This window comes from Streptomyces roseirectus (assembly GCF_014489635.1).
Lineage (GTDB): Bacteria > Actinomycetota > Actinomycetes > Streptomycetales > Streptomycetaceae > Streptomyces > Streptomyces roseirectus.
In genome coordinates, this window is sequence record NZ_CP060828.1 from 3,662,253 (window position 1) to 3,680,575 (window position 18,323).

General features: G+C 71.5%; 19 protein-coding genes and 1 riboswitch. Of the genes, 10 read left to right on the forward strand and 9 right to left on the reverse strand.

From position 1 onward, the window contains the following. Window positions 1–45: 45 nt before the first annotated feature. Window positions 46–801, forward strand: a complete 756-nt coding sequence (dprE2, locus tag IAG44_RS15195; protein ID WP_187747658.1) for a decaprenylphospho-beta-D-erythro-pentofuranosid-2-ulose 2-reductase — start codon at window positions 46–48, stop codon at window positions 799–801. A 10-nt stretch (window positions 802–811) separates the two neighbouring features. Here the strand turns inward: dprE2 and IAG44_RS15200 are convergent, their stop codons facing one another. From IAG44_RS15200 to IAG44_RS15225, 6 genes are all read right to left on the reverse strand, one after another. Further along, complete coding sequence (locus IAG44_RS15200; protein WP_187747659.1) at window positions 812–1,393, reverse strand: 2'-5' RNA ligase family protein; 582 nt, start codon at window positions 1,391–1,393, stop codon at window positions 812–814. Window positions 1,394–1,499: 106 nt separating this feature from the next. Further along, a complete protein-coding gene (gene trpS / locus IAG44_RS15205) occupies window positions 1,500–2,513 on the reverse strand; it encodes a tryptophan--tRNA ligase (protein ID WP_187747660.1) in 1,014 nt (337 codons plus the stop codon). Window positions 2,514–2,630: 117 nt separating this feature from the next. After that, entirely contained in the window at window positions 2,631–4,076 is a 1,446-nt protein-coding gene (locus tag IAG44_RS15210) for a glycine hydroxymethyltransferase (protein WP_187747661.1), read from the reverse strand. A 37-nt stretch (window positions 4,077–4,113) separates the two neighbouring features. After that, window positions 4,114–4,202: riboswitch (ZMP/ZTP riboswitch) on the reverse strand. Window positions 4,203–4,206: 4 nt separating this feature from the next. Beyond that, window positions 4,207–4,395 (reverse strand): hypothetical protein, encoded by a 189-nt coding sequence (locus IAG44_RS15215; protein WP_187747662.1) that lies wholly within the window; start codon window positions 4,393–4,395, stop codon window positions 4,207–4,209. Between the two features lie 72 nt (window positions 4,396–4,467). Further along, the gene (locus IAG44_RS15220) at window positions 4,468–5,643 is read right to left on the reverse strand and encodes a glutathionylspermidine synthase family protein (RefSeq protein WP_187747663.1); all 1,176 of its coding nucleotides are present in this window, start codon (window positions 5,641–5,643) and stop codon (window positions 4,468–4,470) included. A gap of 32 nt (window positions 5,644–5,675) precedes the next feature. Then, complete coding sequence (locus IAG44_RS15225) at window positions 5,676–6,065, reverse strand: hypothetical protein (RefSeq protein ID WP_187747664.1); 390 nt, start codon at window positions 6,063–6,065, stop codon at window positions 5,676–5,678. Window positions 6,066–6,188: 123 nt separating this feature from the next. Between IAG44_RS15225 and IAG44_RS15230 the strand changes: the two genes are divergently transcribed. Further along, window positions 6,189–7,022 carry a DMT family transporter gene (locus tag IAG44_RS15230; protein ID WP_187752698.1) on the forward strand — a complete coding sequence of 278 codons (834 nt, stop codon included), beginning with the start codon at window positions 6,189–6,191 and terminating at the stop codon, window positions 7,020–7,022. 582 nt (window positions 7,023–7,604) lie between these two features. Here the strand turns inward: IAG44_RS15230 and pdxR are convergent. Next, entirely contained in the window at window positions 7,605–9,122 is a 1,518-nt protein-coding gene (gene pdxR, locus IAG44_RS15235) for a MocR-like pyridoxine biosynthesis transcription factor PdxR (protein ID WP_187747665.1), read from the reverse strand. Window positions 9,123–9,201: 79 nt separating this feature from the next. On the opposite strand from pdxR, the gene IAG44_RS15240 reads away from it, so the two are divergent. Next, complete coding sequence (locus tag IAG44_RS15240; RefSeq protein WP_246561734.1) at window positions 9,202–9,720, forward strand: carboxymuconolactone decarboxylase family protein; 519 nt, start codon at window positions 9,202–9,204, stop codon at window positions 9,718–9,720. Beyond that, entirely contained in the window at window positions 9,717–10,436 is a 720-nt protein-coding gene (locus tag IAG44_RS15245) for an isocitrate lyase/PEP mutase family protein (RefSeq protein WP_187747666.1), read from the forward strand. The genes IAG44_RS15240 and IAG44_RS15245 overlap by 4 nt, the downstream gene beginning before the upstream one ends. A 158-nt stretch (window positions 10,437–10,594) precedes the next feature. Here IAG44_RS15245 and IAG44_RS15250 read toward each other — a convergent pair whose 3' ends face one another. Further along, entirely contained in the window at window positions 10,595–11,500 is a 906-nt protein-coding gene (locus IAG44_RS15250; RefSeq protein ID WP_187747667.1) for a LysR family transcriptional regulator, read from the reverse strand. Between the two features lie 104 nt (window positions 11,501–11,604). Here IAG44_RS15250 and IAG44_RS15255 point away from each other — a divergent pair, with 104 nt between their 5' ends. Continuing rightward, complete coding sequence (locus IAG44_RS15255; RefSeq protein WP_187747668.1) at window positions 11,605–13,095, forward strand: MFS transporter; 1,491 nt, start codon at window positions 11,605–11,607, stop codon at window positions 13,093–13,095. A 67-nt stretch (window positions 13,096–13,162) separates the two neighbouring features. Here the strand turns inward: IAG44_RS15255 and IAG44_RS15260 are convergent, their stop codons facing one another. Next, entirely contained in the window at window positions 13,163–14,293 is a 1,131-nt protein-coding gene (locus tag IAG44_RS15260) for a DUF5954 family protein (RefSeq protein WP_187747669.1), read from the reverse strand. A 215-nt stretch (window positions 14,294–14,508) separates the two neighbouring features. On the opposite strand from IAG44_RS15260, the gene IAG44_RS15265 reads away from it, so the two are divergent. From IAG44_RS15265 to IAG44_RS15285, 5 genes are all read left to right on the forward strand, one after another. Further along, complete coding sequence (locus IAG44_RS15265) at window positions 14,509–15,246, forward strand: DUF5753 domain-containing protein (protein ID WP_246561735.1); 738 nt, start codon at window positions 14,509–14,511, stop codon at window positions 15,244–15,246. After that, the gene (locus IAG44_RS15270; protein ID WP_187747670.1) at window positions 15,228–15,425 is read left to right on the forward strand and encodes a DUF397 domain-containing protein; all 198 of its coding nucleotides are present in this window, start codon (window positions 15,228–15,230) and stop codon (window positions 15,423–15,425) included. The genes IAG44_RS15265 and IAG44_RS15270 overlap by 19 nt, the downstream gene beginning before the upstream one ends. Before the next feature lie 10 nt (window positions 15,426–15,435). Beyond that, a complete protein-coding gene (locus tag IAG44_RS15275) occupies window positions 15,436–15,693 on the forward strand; it encodes a DUF397 domain-containing protein (protein ID WP_187747671.1) in 258 nt (85 codons plus the stop codon). A 52-nt stretch (window positions 15,694–15,745) separates the two neighbouring features. After that, on the forward strand, window positions 15,746–16,780 hold the full coding sequence (locus tag IAG44_RS15280; RefSeq protein ID WP_246561736.1) for a helix-turn-helix domain-containing protein: 1,035 nt from the start codon (window positions 15,746–15,748) through the stop codon (window positions 16,778–16,780). Between the two features lie 481 nt (window positions 16,781–17,261). Continuing rightward, a complete protein-coding gene (locus IAG44_RS15285; RefSeq protein WP_187747672.1) occupies window positions 17,262–18,251 on the forward strand; it encodes a malate dehydrogenase in 990 nt (329 codons plus the stop codon). Window positions 18,252–18,323 lie beyond the last annotated feature (72 nt).

Genomic DNA, 18,323 nt, shown 5'->3' on the forward strand with positions numbered 1-18,323 from the left:
GCCTCCAAAGGCCCCCGCCCGCCACCCCAGCCCTCAAGGAGCCCCGTGAAAGACGCCTTCGGCCTCCCCCAGTCCCTCCTCGTCCTCGGCGGCACCTCCGAGATCGCCCTCGCGACCGCCCGCCGCCTGATCGCCCGCCGCACGCGCACGGTGTGGCTCGCCGGCCGCCCCTCCCCCGCCCTGGAGCGGGCCGCCCGCGACCTCGGGGCGCTCGGCGCGGACGTCCGCACGGTCGCCTTCGACGCCCTGGACGCCGAGTCCCACGAGACCGCGCTCGGCAAGGTCTTCGCGGAGGGCGACATCGACGTCGTCCTGCTCGCGTTCGGCGTGCTCGGGGACCAGGCGCACGACGAGCGCGAACCGCTGGCCGCCGCGCGCGTGGCGCAGACGAACTACACGGGGGCCGTCTCCTCGGGGCTGGTGGCCGCCCGCGCGCTCCAGGCGCAGGGGCACGGCTCGCTGGTGGTGCTCTCCTCCGTCGCCGGGGAGCGGGCACGGCGCGCGAACTTCATCTACGGCTCCAGCAAGGCGGGCCTCGACGCGTTCGCCCAGGGCCTCGGCGACGCGCTGCACGGCACCGGGGTGCACGTCATGGTCGTCCGCCCCGGCTTCGTCCGTACCCGGATGACGGCCGGCCTGCCCGAGGCTCCGCTGGCCACCACGCCCGAGGCGGTCGCGACGGCGATCGAGGCGGGGCTGCGCAGGCGGGCGGAGACGGTGTGGGTGCCGGGGGTGCTGCGGGTGGTGATGTCGGCGCTGCGACACGTCCCGCGCGGGGTGTTCCGCCGACTGCCGGTCTGAAAACCCGGGATCAGAGGCTCGGGATCGAGTCCTCGGCCACCGGCGCGGACGCCTGCGGCGGGACCAGCGGGCTGCCGAACGGGTACTCGCGCAGCTTGCGCCACACACCGTCCGCGCCCTGCTCGTAGAGGGCGAAGCCGGTGCAGGACCACTCGGCCTCGTAGCCGGACAGCTCCTCGTAGGCGCGGTCCATGGCCGCCTCGTCGATGCCGTGGGCGATGGTGACGTGCGGGTGGTAGGGGAACTGGAGGTCGCGGGCGATGGGCCCCGACGCGTCGCGGACCTGCTGCTGGAGGCGGGTGCACCCCTCGGCGCCCTCGACGATCCGGACGAAGACGACCGGGGACAGCGGCCGGAAGGTACCGGTGCCGTCGAGGCGCATCGGGAACGGGCGGCCCGCGCGGGCGACGTCCGTCAGGTGCGCGTCGACGGCCGTGAGCGCGTCGTCCGCGATCTCGGTCGGCGGGAGCAGGGTGACGTGCGTGGGGATGCCGTGCGCGGCGGCGTCGCCGAAGCCCGCGCGCAGCTCCTGGAGCAGGCTGCCGTGAGGCTCCGGGACCGCGATCGACACGCCGATCGTTACGGTCCCCACGTCGTCTCCTGTCGTCTGGTGTCGTGCCGTTCCGGCTATCGACTGTAAGGCCACGGCCCGCGTAGGGGCAGGCGCAGCCGGAGTGATGTTCAGCGCTCCGGGAGCGTCAGTGCTTGGCGGGCAGGAAGCCGACGCGCTCGTACGTGCTCGCCAGGGTCTCGGCGGCCACGGCGCGGGCCTTCTCGGCGCCCTTCGCGAGCAGCGCGTCCAGCGTCTCCGGGTCGTCCAGGTACTGCTGGGTGCGCTCCTTGAACGGGGTGACGAAATCCACGACGACGTCCGCGAGGTCCGTCTTGAGGGCGCCGTACATCTTCCCCTCGTACTCGGCCTCCAGCTCGGCGACGGTCTTGCCGGTCAGCGTCGAGTAGATCGTCAGGAGGTTGCTGACGCCCGGCTTGTTCTCGGTGTCGTAGCGGACGACCGTGTCGGTGTCCGTGACGGCGCTCTTGACCTTCTTCGCGGTCGCCTTCGGGTCGTCCAGGAGGTTGATGAGGCCCTTCGGCGTCGACGCCGACTTGCTCATCTTGATCGTCGGGTCCTGGAGGTCGTAGATCTTCGCCGTCTCCTTCAGGATGTACGGCTTCGGGATCGTGAACGTCTCGCCGAACCGGCTGTTGAAGCGTTCCGCGAGGTCGCGGGTCAGCTCGATGTGCTGGCGCTGGTCCTCGCCGACGGGCACCTCGTTCGCCTGGTACATCAGGATGTCGGCGACCTGGAGGATCGGGTACGTGAACAGGCCGACGCTCGCGCGGTCCGCGCCCTGCTTCGCCGACTTGTCCTTGAACTGCGTCATCCGCGACGCCTCGCCGAAGCCGGTCAGGCAGTTCATGACCCAGGCGAGCTGGGCGTGCTCCGGGACGTGGCTCTGGACGAACAGCGTGCAGCGGTCCGGGTCCAGGCCCGCCGCGAGGAGCTGCGCCACCGCCATCCTCGTGTTCGCCCGCAGCTCCTTCGGGTCCTGCGGGATCGTGATCGCGTGCAGGTCGACGACCATGTAGAACGCGTCGTGGGACTCCTGCAGCGCCACCCACTGGCGCACCGCGCCGAGGTAGTTGCCGAGGTGGAACGAGCCGGCGGTGGGCTGGATACCGGAGAGCACACGGGGTCGAGCAGAGGCCATGGGCCCATTCTCTCAGGTTCCGCGAGCGGAGTTGGCGCGCGGCCGGGGTGGGGAGTGGTCCGGGGTGTGGGGGCGGCGGCCCGCACACCCCGGAAGGACCCGAAAGGCTCAAGCCCTTCAGCCCAGGTCGATCTCCGGGTACAGCGGGAAGCCCTTCACCAGGTCCGTCGCCCGCTGGGCGATCTCCTGGGAGACCTTCTCGTCCAGGACGTGGGCCGCCTTCGAGGGGGCGCCCGACTTGGTCGTCCCGGCCTCCGTCGTCGTCAGGACGCGGTCGATCAGGCCGGCCACCTCGTCCATCTCGGCGGTGCCGAGGCCCCGGGTCGTCAGGGCGGGGGTGCCGACGCGGATGCCGGAGGTGTACCAGGCGCCGTTGGGGTCGGCGGGGATGGCGTTGCGGTTGGTGACGATGCCGGAGTCGAGGAGGGCGGCCTCCGCCTGGCGGCCGGTGAGGCCGTAGGAGGTCTCGACGTCGATGAGGTTGAGGTGGTTGTCCGTGCCGCCGGTGACGAGGGTCGCGCCCCTGCGCATCAGGCCCTCGGCGAGGGCGCGGGAGTTGTCGACGATGCGCTGGGCGTAGTCCTGGAAGTCGGGCCGGCGGGCCTCGGCCAGGGCGACCGCCTTGGCGGCCATCACGTGCGGGAGCGGGCCGCCGAGGACCATCGGGCAGCCCCGGTCGACCTGGTCCTTGAGGGAGTCGTCGCACAGGACCATGCCGCCGCGCGGGCCGCGCAGGGACTTGTGGGTGGTCGTGGTGACGATCTGGGCGTGCGGGACGGGGTCGAAGTCGCCGGTGAGGACCTTGCCCGCGACGAGGCCCGCGAAGTGGGCCATGTCGACCATGAGGGTCGCGCCGACCTCGTCCGCGATCTCCCGCATGAGGCGGAAGTTCACCAGCCGGGGGTAGGCGGAGTAGCCGGCGACGATGACGAGCGGCTTGAACTCGCGGGCCTGGACGCGCAGGGCGTCGTAGTCGATGAGCCCGGTGACGGGGTCGGTGCCGTAGGAGCGCTGGTCGAACATCTTGCCGGAGATGTTGGGCCGGAACCCGTGGGTGAGGTGGCCGCCCGCGTCGAGGGACATGCCGAGCATGCGCTGGTTGCCGAAGGCGTGGCGCAGCTCGGCCCAGTCGGCCTCGGAGAGGTCGTTCATCTGGCGGACGCCGGCCTTCGCGAGGAAGGGCACCTCGACGCGGTCGGCGAGGACGGCCCAGAAGGCGACGAGGTTGGCGTCGATCCCGGAGTGCGGCTGGACGTACGCGTGGCGGGCGCCGAACAGTTCGCGGGCGTGCTCGGCGGCCAGCGACTCGACCGTGTCGACGTTGCGGCACCCGGCGTAGAAGCGGCGGCCGACCGTGCCCTCGGCGTACTTGTCGCTGAACCAGTTCCCCATCGCCAGCAGCGTCGCCGGGGAGGCGTAGTTCTCGGACGCGATCAGCTTCAGCATCTCGCGCTGGTCGTGGACCTCCTGGCCGATCGCGTCGGCGACGCGGGGCTCGACCTCGCGGATCACGTCGAGCGCGGCGCGGAAGGCGGTGGACTGGCGGGACAGGGGCTCGGACATGAGACCTCCGGACGTAGGACTTACGGCGTTCGGCGTTCAGTTCGGCCCAGGCGCACGGCACTAGCTCACTCCGGGCCGCTCCCCGATGGTCCGTCCCATCCCAGCGCGCCAGTCACGACCCGCCCCCAGCCTACCCGCCGGCCTCGACCCGCCACCGGCCCACTTCCCGATACGCCGAGTCGTACACGGCGCTCCCGTCGCCGGGTTCCAGCGCGTAGTGGTGCAGGTTGCCGCCCCAGTACCGCAGGATGCGGCCCAGTTCCTCGACGGGACGTTCGGGGTCGACAGTGACTTCGAGCACGAATTTCGCGGTCGTCATGCCTTCTATCGTTTCATTGACCCACCCTGTGAGACTTTTCGACGACGGCCCAGGGGCGATCGCCGAAAAGTCTCAACCCTGGATCAGGTGCGGCACGAATCTCGCGTACCCGTCGGTGACGAGCCCCGACGACTCCCGGATGCCGAGCCCCGCGGACTCCCCCTCGACCGTCCACGCGCCGAGCACGACGTGGTTGCCGTCGAAGTCGGGCAGCGGGGCCAGTTGCTGATAGCAGCAGGGCTCTTCGCGGACGACGGCGGCGCCCGCCGGGTGGACGGTGACCCCGGCGCCCTCGCGGCCCAGCAAGGGTTTCGAGACGTACTCGGTCAGCTCCCGGGGGCCGTCCAGGTACGCCGGAAGGAGGTTCGGGTGGTCGGGGTACAGCTCCCAGAGGACGGCGAGGAGGGCCTTGTTGCTGAGGAGCATCTTCCAGGCCGGTTCGATCCAGAGGGTGCTGCCGGTGCCGCCGCCGTTGTCGAGGGTGTCGAGGACGTGGCCGGCGAAGCGGTCCGTCGTCAGCCATTCCCAGGGGTAGAGCTTGAAGCAACTGCGGATGAAACGGAGCTTGTTGTCGACGAAGCGGCCGGAGAGGCGGTCGAAGCCGATGTCCTCGACGGGGATCCACTCCGTTTCCAGGCCCGCCTGTTCGGCCGTCTCCTTGAGGTAGGCGACGGTCATCAGGTCCTCGCCGAGTTCATCGGCGGTGGAGTGCGCGAAGTGGAGGGGGGCGCCCGGGGGAAGGAGGGCGGCCTGCTTCTTCCAAGCCGCTACCAGGCGTTCGTGGAGGGAGTTCCACTGGTCGGCGCCGGGGAAGCGGTCCTCCATCCAGAACCACTGGGGGGAGGCCGCCTCCACGAGCGAGGTCGGGGTGTCGGCGTTGTACTCCAGCAGCTTCGCCGGGCCCGTGCCGTCGTAGCGGAGGTCGAAACGGCCGTAGACGGACGGGAGTTCGGCCCGGCGGTGCCAGGACTCGGCGACGGCGGCGGCGACGCGGGGGTCGGTGATGCCGAGGTCCGCGAAGCGGTCCGTGTCGACCATGTGGGCCGCCGCCGCGAGGCACATGCGGTGCAGTTCCTCGACGGTCTCCTCCAGCGCCTCGACCTCGTCGAGGGTGAAGGAGTAGTAGGCGCTCTCGTCCCAGTACGGGCGCAGGGTGCCGTCCGGGTGGCGGGTGAGGGGGTAGATCAGGCCCTGCTCCTCGACCGTGCGCTGCCAGTCGGGGCGGGGGGTGATGGTGTGGCGGATCATGTTCGGGGTTCTGCTTCCGCTGCCGTCGCCGCTCAGCCGCCTGAGCTGTGGCCGTCGCCGCCGCCGAAGCCGCCTCGGTCTACACCGCTGCTGCCGCTTCCGCCGCTGCTGCTGGACGAGCCTCCGCTCGAACTCCCCGAGGACTTGCGGGACTTGCTCAGGGAGCCGCCCTCCACGTACGAGCCCTTCTTCTTTCCGCCGTAGTACCAGACCGTGTGCGAGGACGACGAACCGCCGCTGGAGCCGCCCGACTTGCAGTTCTTGTCCGCGACGACCTTGTAGCCCTTCGCCGCGTCGTAGCTGTCCCGGTCCACGCAGCGTTTGTCCGGGTCGGAGGAACAGGCGGTGAGGGCCACCGCGAGGATTCCGACGCCGCCGAGGACGACCGTGCTCGAACGCAGCCTTCTGGGCGTGTCCGCCATGTTCTGTTCTCCCCGTGTTTGTTCGATCTCTCGTTCGGGGGTCAGCCTAGAGATCGGTGAGAGTCCGTGTGCGGGCGCCCCCAGGGGGTGCCGCTCCCCTACAGTCCGTTTGTGATGTTTGGGATGGTGTGTGCGCTGGCTGCCTCGGTGTGTTTCGGGACGGCCACGGTCTGGCAGGCGGTGGCCACTCGGGCCGTGGTGGACGGTGGGGGCGGGGATACGGCCCTGCTGCTGCGGGCCCTTCGGCAGTGGCGGTATCTCGCCGGGCTGCTTCTCGACGGGCTCGGGTTCGTGTTTCAGGTGCTCGCGCTTCGGGCTGTGCCGATCTATGCGGTGGGTGCCGCCCTCGCCGCGAGTCTCGCGGTGACCGCTGTTGTGGCGGCTCGGATGCTTCGGGTGCGGCTCAGTCGGGTCGAGTGGGGGGCCGTCGGGGTCGTCTGTGCGGGGCTCGGCATGCTGGCGCTCGCCTCCGGCGCGGAAGGGTCTCGGGGCGGCTCCGAAATCCTCCGTTGGGGCATCCTCTGCGCCGCCCTCTGTGTCCTCCTCCTCGGCTCCCTCGCCGGGCGGCTGCCCGAGCGGGGGCGGGCGCCCCTGCTCGGCCTCGGCGCCGGGTTCGGCTTCGGGGTCGTCGAGGTCGGTGTCCGCCTGATCGACTCCCTCCGCGTCCCCGCCCTCCTCACCAACCCCTCTGTTTACGCGCTCCTCCTCGGCGGCGCTGCCGCCTTCCTCCTCCTCACCTCCGCCATCCAACGCGGGTCCGTCACCTCCGCCACCGCCGGCATGATCCTCGGCGAAACCCTCGCGCCCGCCGCCGTAGGCATCCTCTGGTTGGGCGACCACACCCGACCTGGCCTCACCTGGCTAGCCCTCCTGGGCTTCGCAGTCGCCGTGGCAGGCGCACTGACCTTGGCCCGATTCGGCGAGGCGCCGGAGGAAGTGGCCGAGGCGGTGCCGTAACCGCAGGTGCGTCGTGGCTGATCGCGCAGTTCCCCGCGCCCCTGGAGAGGGGGTGGCTGAGGTGGCTGTGTCGCCTGCGGGCGCGTCGTGGCCATTCGCGCAGTTCCCCGCGCCCCTGAGGAAGTGGCAGCTCAGGCGGTCATGTTGCCTGCGGGCCCGTCGTGGTATTCGCGCAGTTCCCCGCGCCCCTGAGGAAGTGGCAGCTGAGGCGGTCGTGTCGGCTGCGGGCCCGTCGTGGTTTTGCGCAGTTCCCCGCGCCCCTGAGGAAGTGGCGGCTCAGGCGGTCATGTTGCCTGCGGGCCCGTCGTGGTATTCGCGCAGTTCCCCGCGCCCCTGGGGCGGTGGTGGCTGAGGTGGTGGGGTGTGTGCTTGCGGTGGTAGTTGCAGAGCAGTCACAGGCCCGCGCCCCCTGACCATGGCGCGACAGCGCCTGTCAGGGGCGCGGGGAACTGCGCGACCAGCCACGGCGGACCCGCACTGCACCACCCCACATCAGCCCACCACTTCCTCAGGGGCGCGGGGAACTGCGCGAATGGCCACGACGGGCCCGCGCATGATCCACCACCCCCGTCGGCCCCCTCCTCATGGCAGGACTCTGCACAGGGCGTCCAGGGCCGGAGGCCAGGTGTGGTCGGAGGGGGTGCCGTAGCCGACTACGAGGGCGTCGGGGGATGTGGGGATCGTGGTGTGGCGGAAGCGGGAGAGGCCGTAGAGGGCGAGGCTCTGCCAGGCGGCGGCGTGGATGACGGAGTCTTCGGTACCGGGCGGAAGGAGGAGCACGGCGTGGAGCCCGGCGGCGATGCCGGTGACGTGGACGTCGGGAGCGTGGGCGGCGACGGCGGCGACCAGGTCGTCCCGGCGCCGCCGGTAACGGAGCCGGGACGCGCGGACGTGACGGTCGTAGGCACCGGAGTCGATGAATTCAGCGAGGGTCAGTTGCTCCAGGACGCTCGTCGACTGCGCCCCGCTCAAGCGCGCCGCCTCCGCCGTGAGCGCCGGCGGCAGAACCAGCCACGCGAGCCGCAACCCCGGCGCGAGGGACTTGCTGGCGGTCCCGAGGTAGACGACGTGATCGGGGTCCAGGTCCTGGAGCGCGCCCACAGGTTGACGGTCGTAGCGAAACTCCCCGTCGTAGTCGTCCTCAAGGATCAGTCCCCCCGTCCGCCGGGCCCAGTCCACGATCGCGGCCCGCCGCTCGGAGTGGAGGGCGACGCCCATGGGGAACTGGTGCGAGGGCGTGAGGAGGAGGGCCCCGGCGTCGGAGGGAAGGTCGGAGACACGCGTGCCGTGGGTGTCGAAGGGCAGCGGCGTCGTCGTGAGCCCGGCGTTCTCGAGGATCGCCCAGTGGGGCGGGAGCCCGTACGTCTCGACGGCGAGTGCGCGCACGCCGCGCGCGTGGAGGAGTTCACCGAGAACCCGGAGACTGTGGGAGAACCCGGTGGAGACGAGGATGTGCTCGGGATCGGCCCGCACACCCCGCACCCGCGCGAGGTACCCCGCGAGCGCGGCCCGCAGTTCGATCCGCCCCCGGGGATCCCCGTACCCGAGGGCGTCACTCGGCGCCGCGGTGAACGCCCGCCGCGCCGCCTTCAACCACTCCGCACGCGGAAACGCGGCGAGGTCGGGACTCCCCGGCAACAGGCTGTACCGGGGCCGCCCCGGCTCCCGCCGATGCCCCGCCCCCCGGACGACCGGCTTCGGCACGGCCCGCTCGGCGACCCGCGTCCCCGCCCCTTGCCGCGCGGTGAGCCACCCCTCGGCCACAAGATCCGCATACGCGTCGGCGACGGTGTTCCGAGCCACCCCCAGATCCACCGCCAACACCCGCGACGACGGCAACCGCGTCCCCGGCGCCAACCGCCCACTCCGCACAGCCTCCCGAATCGCGTCCGTGAGCCCCCGCCTCCGACGCGACCCGCTCAGATCAAGATGCAGATCAACCCCAAGCGCCCCAAGCCCACTCCCACCACCACCAACCTCACCGTCCCCGGCATCCCCGTAAACGGCCACAGCGGCATCCCCCACCCCGGCCGCCGGAATCCCCGCAAGCCCGGGGGTAACAACGGCGTCGTCCCCCGACACCCCCTCCTCCTGCGCCATCCCGCCTCCCAAATGGCCCACGTTTTCCGTGCCGGAGTGGACCATATCGCTGGGCTGCCCGGCTCCTAGGCTCGATGACATGAGTGCGACGGAGACGAAGCGGGAGAAGACGGACGACGAGGGGTACGTGGGGGAGCACTGTCCGAGGATGGTGCTGGCGGAGCGGGCGCCGGAGGTGTACCGGGCGCTGGTGAGGCTGGACGCGGCGGCCCGGCAGGGGGTCGAGCCGGCGATGAGGGAACTCGTGAAGGTACGGGTCTCGCAGCTCAACGGGTGCGCGTTCTGCGTGGACATGCACAGCAAGGACGCGCTGGCGGCCGGCGAGAGCGTGGAGCGGCTGATGCAGCTGACGGTGTGGGAGGAGTCGCGCCACTTCTACACGGAACGGGAGACGGCGGCACTGGAACTCGCGGAGGCGATGACGCTGCTGCCGAGCGGCCCGGTGTCGGACGAGGTGTACGGCAGGGCGGCGAAACTGTTCGGCGAGGAGGAGCTGGCGCAGCTGATCTCGGTCGTGACGGTGATCAACGCGTGGAACAGGATCGGCGTCACGACGAGGATGGTCGCGGGCCACTACCAGCCCGGGAACGCCGGGTGAGCAGGACGGAGTTCTTCCGCGCGCTGCACCGCAGACGCCGTCCGGACGACCCGCTGGTGCTGGCGGGCGCGTGGGACGCGGTGAGCGCGCGGGTGTTCGCGGACGCGGGCTTCCCGGCGCTGGCGACGCCCAGCGCGGGCGTGGCGGCCTCGCTGGGCTACGCGGACGGCCGGACCCCGGCACGGGAGATGTTCGCGGCGGTGACACGGATCGCGCGCGCCGTGGACGTCCCGGTGTCGGCGGACGTCGAGGACGGGTACGGGCTGGCGCCGAAGGAGCTGGTGGAACGGCTCCTGGAGGCGGGCGTGGTCGGGTGCAACCTTGAGGACTCACGTGGGGAAGTCCTCAAGGATCCGCACGAGCACGCGGACTGGCTCGCGGAGGTGAGGGCGGCGGCGGGCGCGAGCCTGTTCGTCAACGCCCGGATCGACACCTTCGTACGCGGTGTCGCCTCTCCGGAGGCGGCGATCGAGCGGGCCGCGCTGTACGTGGCGGCCGGCGCGGACTGCGTGTACCCGATCCTCGCGCCCCCGGTGACCCTGCCCCTGCTGCGGGCGGGCATCGCGGGCCCGATCAACGTCTTCGGCGACCCGACGGACGGCCCCACCCCGGCCGACCTCGGCACGCTCGGCGCGACCCGCGTGACCTTCGGCCCCGGCCTGCTGCGCTGCGCGACGGAGGCCCTGCGGGAGATCGCGACGGACCTCGCGCCATAACACCACCGCCGGCAGCGCGGTTCGGGCAGGGCCGCTCTCGCATATCGGCCCGAGCCGCGGCCGGCGTTCCGCGAGGGCGCTCTTCGGACGGACCTGGAAACGTCCGGAGAGCGCCCTCAACCCCCTTCGTGGCAGGGGAACTTCACGGCGAGGGCACCTCACGGCACCAGTACTTCCCGCACCACCTTCCGCAGCCACGCGTGCGCCGGATCCGCCTCATACCTCGGATGCCAGGCCATCCCGAGCCGCAACGGCGGCAGCGCGAGCGGCACGTCGAAGTGGACGAGCCCCAACGACCGTGCCAGCGGCGCCCCCCACCCCGTGTCGAGCCCGACGAGATCGGTGTCCCGCAGCACGAACAGGGACGACGGCAGCGACCCGACGGTGCCCACGACCCGGCGTTCCAGGCCGAGTTCGGCGAGCGCGGTGTCAACTGGCCCGTGCAGCCTGCCCCGCCGGGACACGATGAGGTGATCGGCGTCCCGGGCGAACCGCTCGGGCGTCAACTCGCCGTCCAGCAGGGGGTGTCCGGGGCGGCAGACGCCCACCATCCGGTCGTCCAGGAGGAGTTCGGTCCGTACCTCGGGCGAGGTCGTGTCGATGACGCCGACTTCGAGGTCGGCGGTGCCCTCGCGCAGGAACGGCCCGTCGAGGTGGCTCTCGGAGAGGAAGCGCAGGCGGACGCCGGGCGCCTCGGCGGCGGCGCGGGCGAGGAGGGCGGGGCCGTGGGCGGCGGCTATGGCGTCGTGGCCGAGGATCGAGAACGTCCGGACGACGGTCGTCAGGTCGGTGTCGGCCGGGGTGAACACCGCGCGGGCCCGTTCGACGACGGCGCCGACCTCCGCGCGGACGGCGAGGGCGCGGGGCGTGGGGACCATGCGGCGGCCCGCCCGGACGAGGACCGGGTCGCCGAGGGCCTTGCGGATGCGGCCGAGGGTGCGGCTCATCGCGGGTTCGGAGAGGTGCAGGCGGCGGGCGGCGCCCTGGACGCTCTGCTCTTCGAGGAGGACGTCGAGGGCGAGCAGGAGGTTGAGGTCGACATCAGCGGATTGCGTCACGCGCATTCATCCCTTGTGAAGGTTGCACTGGAGCGCAGGTCGGTCCGAGCCTACGGTGAGAGGGCCCGCCGGCCGGGAATCCCACACCGTCATCCGCTCCTGGAGGAGCCGTGCCCTCGCCTGCCCTGAAACGCTCCACCCTGCTCGCGCTGTGCGCCTGCGTGCTCGTCGCGCAGAGCATGGTCGCCGCGATCAACCTGCTCATCCCGCAGCTCGCGGGGTCGGGGCTGCGGCCGTCGCACGCGGAGATCCTGTGGACCGTCGACGCGTACGTCATCGTCTTCGCCGGGCTGCTGATCCCCGCGGGGGCCTTCGGCGATCGGTACGGCCGCAAAGGGGCCCTTCTCGCCGGGCTCGGGTTGTTCGGGGTCGGGGCCGGGGTCAGTGCGCTGGCGGGCGCGCCCGCGCTGCTGATCGCCGGGCGGGGGATCTCCGGGGCCGGGGCCGCGCTCATCACGCCGGCGACGATGTCCCTCGTCGTGCACCTCGCGGGGCCCGCGCGGCGGGCGCAGGCGATGGCGTCCTGGACGCTGGCGATCGGGCTCGGCGGGATGGTCGGCAACCTCGGGGGCGGGCTCGTGGGGCAGTTCCTCACGTGGCGGGCGCTGTTCGGGGTGATGGTCCCGCTGGCGGGCGTCCTCGCGCTGGCCGTCGCGACGACCGTCCCCCGTACCCCCCGTACCCCCCGTTCCCCCCACAACTCCCTCGACCCCCTGGGGACGTTGCTCCTCACGTCCGGTCTGGTCGCGGTGCTGTTCGGCATCATCGAGAGCCCCGAGCACGGCTGGACGTCCCCGTCGATCCTGACGGCGTTCGGGGCGGGGGCGGGGCTGGTCGGGGGGTTCGTGTGGAGGTCGTTGAGGGCGGCGGGGACGGTGTCGGCGGTGGGGTCGGTTTCGGGGCAGCCGCGCGGAGGCGAACCGCGTAGAGGCGGACCCCGTACCCCCCTCTTCGACCCCCGTGTCTTCCGCTCCCCCGCCCTCCGTGCCACCGTCCTCGGTCTGGCCACCGGCTTCTTCGGTCTCTTCGCGCTGTTCTTCGTCAACTCGCAGTACCTGCAAGAGGTGAAGGGGTACGGGCCCGGCGTCACCGGCGTCGCGATCCTCCCGGTGATCGTCGGCATGGCGCTGGTCCCGAAGTTCGCCGCGCGCTGGTCGGCGCACCCGCGTCCGGTGGTCGGCGCGGGCCTCGCCCTGATCGGCGTCGGCCTGCTCGCCGCGTCCACGGCGGACGCCGGTACCCCGTACCCCCTGTACGCCTGCTGGCTCCTGACGATCTCGGCGGGCACGGGGCTGGCCATGCCCGCCCTGACCCTGGGCGTCGCGACGTCCCTCCCCACTCCCCAGGCGGGCCTGGCCTCCGGCCTCGGCACCTCCGCCCGCGAGATCGGCGCGGCCCTCGGCGTCGCCGTCTCGGGCACGCTGCTCGCGGGGCACACGGACCTGGCGGCGGGGATGGGCGCGGCGCTCCGGGCGGTCGGCATCGGGGTGTTGGCGGCGACGGTGGTCGTGGTGACGGGGTTGCGGGGCACGGCCCAGCCGGGGACGGCACCGAGGAAGCCGACCCCGGCCGAGGAACCCGCAACGCCGGACCGCGTGTGAGGGGACGTCGGCGTGATCGCGGGTGGGCCCGACGCCGGACCACCCTGGAGGAGGTCCGGCGTCGTCGTCAGTCCAGGTCGCGCATGCCCCTTGCCTTGCGCCAGGCGCGTTTGCGTTCGCGTTCCGCGTCCCAGAGTTTGCGGTAGGCGTCGATGTCGGCGGAGACCTGGGGGTCGAGGGGGGTGGGGTCGTCCTCGTCCTCGTTCAGCAGGCCCTCGGCCTTGAGGCGTTCGGCTTGGACGTCGGCGGGGTCGTCGGGGTCGTAGTCGGAGGGGCGCGGGGGTTCGGGGCCGTCGGGGCCCATGCGGACGAGGCGTTCGACGCGGGTGACGCGGTAGCGGACGCCGTCGACGAGGAGGGCGTTGGCGCGGGTCTCGTCGAGTTTGTCGGCCAGCGCCGCCCACTCGGCCTTCTTCGCGTCGTCGAGGCCGAGTTCCCAGGGCCCGTGCAGGCGCAGCCACATCGCGAGGGCGTCGCGGGCGCCCTGTGCGGTGGGGTAGGAGCTGGCGATGTTGAACGCGCCCCAGACTCCGTCGCGGCGCTCGGAGACCGTGAACACGGGCGGCATCAGGACGCCGCCGGGGTACGCCCGCTTGGCCACGTGCGAGTCGATGTACCCCTCCTCGCTGTCGGAGTCGCGCGCGTTGACGAAGTCGAGGAGTTCCATCTTGAGGATGCCCTCGGAGAGGCCCGTCCAGTTGTAGACGTCGACCACGTGGCCCTTGTCCTTCGGCGTCAGGACCTCCTGATCGCCGACGTCCGGGCTGTCACGGTCGGAGGGGCGTGGCGGCTCCGGCCCGCCCTGCCCCATCCGCAGGAACCGGCAGACCCGGACGATGCGGTGACGTCGGCCCAGCACCGTGATCTCGTCGATGGCCTCGCGGTCCATCCGCTTCGCGGCTGCCTGCCACTTGCGGCGGATCTTCTCGTCCTCCTCGGACCTCGCCTTGATGTGGAAGTACGCGCCGAGGGAGTCCCGCGCGCCCTGAGGGAGCACGTGCCCGAACCCCAACGTCTCCCAACCCCCCGACTCGCACTCCCCCATATACAGAAACTCCGGCAACCCCAGCCCCATCACCTTCGGATACCGGTCCCTCGCCTGCCACGCCTCCTGCTCCGCGAACGCCGCGAGCGGGCCGTCCATCACGGTCATCCGAAACGTGAGGTAAGCCGGATGGTTGTCCTGGTAATCGGTCATGCACGTACCGTGCCCGGTGAAGGTGCCGGGCAGACCTCCCAATTACCCACTCTTGGCAAACCAGTTGCACTACTGTGCGTGCCAACGCCGCTACAGGGAGGGGTGCTCGCATGTCACGGAGGCGGCCGATCTCAGGCCGGAGCCAGAACCCACGCGCACGGTACGCGGAGGAGGTGAAGAAGCTGCGCCTCGCCCACAAGTTGACGCTCGTGTAGTTGGGCCAGCGACTGGGCTACGACTCGACGATGCTGAACAAGATCGAGAACGGCCATGTGCTGGGCGGGCCGGAAGTGGCCGAGGCACTGGACGCGCTGTATAAGACGCCGGGTCTGTTGCTGGCGTTGTGGGAGCTGGCGAACGCGGACGTGAGTCAGTTCCGGCAACAGTACCGGCGGTACATGAAGCTGGAGGGCGAGGCGCTGTGCCTATGGCACTTCGGCGTCAGCATCCTGCCGGGCCTGCTCCAGACCCCGGAGTACGCACGCGAGATCCTTGCCGTGGGCGGCCTCAAGGGCGATGAACTGGACCAGCAGGTCGAGGCGCGTACCAGCCGACGGAAGGTGCTGGAGGGCGATGACGCACCACCGTTCCGGGCGGTCCTCTCCGAAGCGTCGCTCCGCACGCCGCTGAGCGACCCGGCAGCGTGGCGACGGCAGTTGGAGTCGCTGCTGGAAGCCTGCGACCAGCCGGGCGTCACCATTCAAGTGCTGCCGCACAGCGCGGGGTTGCACGGGCTGGTGAACACCAACGTGATGTTCATGCGGCTGGCGAACGGGACCACGGTCGCATGGACCGAGAACGCCACACGAGGTGAACTGATCGAGGACAACGCCCGGGTCGAGGAATTGCAACGCAAGTACGATGCGATGCGTGACCTGGCGCTTTCCCCGGCCGAGTCGCGCAAATTCATCATGCGTCTGTTGGAGGAACTCCCGTGCGAGCCATCGACCTGAGCCACGTCACCTGGCGCAAGTCCAGCTACAGCAACCCCGATGGCGGCGAATGCCTCGAAGTCGCCGACCACATCCCGGCGTTGGTCCCCGTCCGCGACAGCAAGGCCCCCGCGCGAGGCACCCTCGTCTTCGGCGACGCCGCGTGGTCGACTTTCCTCGGAGCCGTCAAAGCCAACTGAGGGAGCGCCCATGCGGAACGCTGATCTGAGCAAGGCGAATTGGCGCAAGTCGAGCTACAGCAACCCCGATGGCGGAGCGTGCCTGGAAACCGCCATCACCTGGCGGAAGTCCACGCACAGCAACACCACCGGCGGTGAATGCCTCGAAGTCGCCGACCACATCCCCGCGTTGATCCCCGTCCGCGACAGCAAGGCCCCCGCGCGAGGCACCCTCGTCTTCGGCGACGCCGCGTGGTCGACTTTCCTCGGAGCCGTCAAAGCCAACTGAGGGAGCGCCCGTACGAAATACTGAACGGGACGGACTGCCACTGGGGGACGCGATGCCTCGTTGGAGCGCTCTGCCGGACGAACTCGACGCGCGTGCGGCCGAGTTCGTCGTCCATATGAGGCGTTCGGTGGACCGCAGTGGACTGAGTCTGACGGCGCTGGCGGAGCGCACGGGGTACAGCCGGACCTCCTGGGAACGCTTCCTGGACGGCCGTCTCCTCGCCCCCCGCCGCGCCGTCGACGCGCTCGCGGAGGCCACCGGCACGTCTCCGGTCCACCTCACGACCCTCTGGGAGCTGGCCGAACAGTCCTGGCACCACCCGGAACCGGCCCCCACCGACCGCACGACCACCCAACTCCGCGCCCCCCTCACGACGTTGCCGGTGAGAGAGGTGGGCGGCCCGACGGAGGGCAACTCGTGGGGGCTGGCGGGGTACAGGGGGCCGTCGAAGGCGAGGGACGCCACCAACGCGGGCACCTCCAACGCGGGCGCCACCGAGGCGAGTTCACCCGCGATCCCCGGCAACCCCGCCACACCGCCCCCACCCGCCCCGTCCACTCCCACCGAACCCGGCGCTGAAGGCCGCGCTGAAGGTGGCCCCCGCCGCTGGCTCACCTTCGCCGCCGCCACCGCAGCCACCCTCGCCCTCGCCACCACCGCCTTCCTCCTGACAGACACCGGCCCCACGACCACCCCGGCCGCCGCCACCAACTCCCCCTCCCCGTCGACCGATTCGCGTACCCCCCTCCCACCGGGCGTGAAGTGCGCCGGCACCACCTGCACCGGCGAGGACGCGGAGACGATGGGCTGCGGAGGCCCCCTCGCGACGACGGCCGAGCGGACGACCGTCGCCGGCACGGTCGTCGAGGTGCGGTACAGCAGGACGTGCGCGGCGGCATGGGGCCGGATCCTCCGGGCGGGCCCGGGGGACACCGTCCAGGTGAGCGCGGGACGCGACCGGCAGCGCGGGGACGTCACCGTCGCGGGGGACACGGACGCGTACACGCCGATGGTGGCCGTCCGGGCGGCCCGGGACGCGAGGGCGTGCGCGGTACTGGCGTCGGGGGAGCGGGGCTGCACGCAGTAATCCGGGCCGCAACGCCATGGTGCCGGGCGGCACGCCACAGCCGGGGGCCGCACGCCATGGCCCGGGGCCGCACGCCGTAGCCAAGGGCCGCACGTCGTACTCCGGGGCCGCACGGCGTAGCCAGGGCCGCGTGCCGTACTCCGAAGCCGCGAGGAACAGTTCCGGAGAACCCGCGTTTGCCCGCCCCACTCCGGGGCACGCGAACAGCAACCCCACGGGAGTTCGGCTCGCCCGGCCGAACAGCCCGTCCTGGCGACCGCCGGTCACTCCTCTCCCGGACCGGCGGTCGCTGTCTGCCGTGCGCCCCGTGAAACACCCCCACCTCACCCCGTCCCAAGATCTGTGGGCTGGGCCACACAACCCCGCGCGTCCGGCATCCCGGATGCGCGATAGCCTGACCGCGGATTCTCTTGATGCCGAGAGATCGATCAAAACCCCGGGGCAGGGACGCCCCACCGCCAGCTGTCATACGGAGAACGCCATGACCCGCACTCCCGTGAACGTCACCGTCACCGGCGCGGCCGGCCAGATCGGTTACGCCCTGCTCTTCCGCATCGCCTCCGGCCAGCTGCTCGGCGCGGACGTGCCGGTCAAGCTCCGCCTCCTGGAGATCACCCCGGCGCTGAAGGCCGCCGAGGGCACCGCCATGGAGCTGGACGACTGCGCGTTCCCGCTGCTCCAGGGCATCGACATCTCGGACGACCCGAACGTCGCCTTCGACGGCACGAACGTCGCCCTCCTGGTCGGCGCCCGCCCCCGCACGGCCGGCATGGAGCGCGGTGACCTCCTCTCGGCCAACGGCGGCATCTTCAAGCCGCAGGGCAAGGCGATCAACGACCACGCGGCGGACGACGTCAAGGTCCTGGTCGTCGGTAACCCGGCGAACACGAACGCGCTGATCGCCCAGGCCGCCGCCCCGGACGTCCCGGCGGAGCGCTTCACCGCGATGACGCGCCTCGACCACAACCGCGCGCTGACGCAGCTCGCGAAGAAGACGGGGACGACGGTCGCGGACATCAAGCGGCTGACGATCTGGGGCAACCACTCGGCGACGCAGTACCCGGACATCTTCCACGCGACGGTCGCGGGCAAGAACGCGGCCGAGGTCGTCAACGACGAGAAGTGGCTCGCCGAGGACTTCATCCCGACCGTCGCCAAGCGCGGCGCGGCCATCATCGAGGCCCGTGGCGCGTCCTCCGCCGCGTCCGCCGCGAACGCCGCGATCGACCACATCCACACGTGGGTCAACGGCACCGCCGAGGGCGACTGGGTCTCCATGGGTATCCCGTCGGACGGTTCGTACGGCGTGCCGGAGGGCCTGATCTCCTCGTTCCCGGTGACCGCGAAGGACGGCGTGTACGAGATCGTCCAGGGCCTGGAGATCAACGAGTTCTCGCGGGCGCGGATCGACGCGTCGGTGAAGGAGCTGGAGGAGGAGCGCGAGGCGGTGCGTGCGCTCGGCCTGATCTGAGGCTCAGCCTGTTCTGATCAGTTCTGATCGAACCTCGGCCCCTGGGTGACCGTAACGGCACCCGGGGGCTGT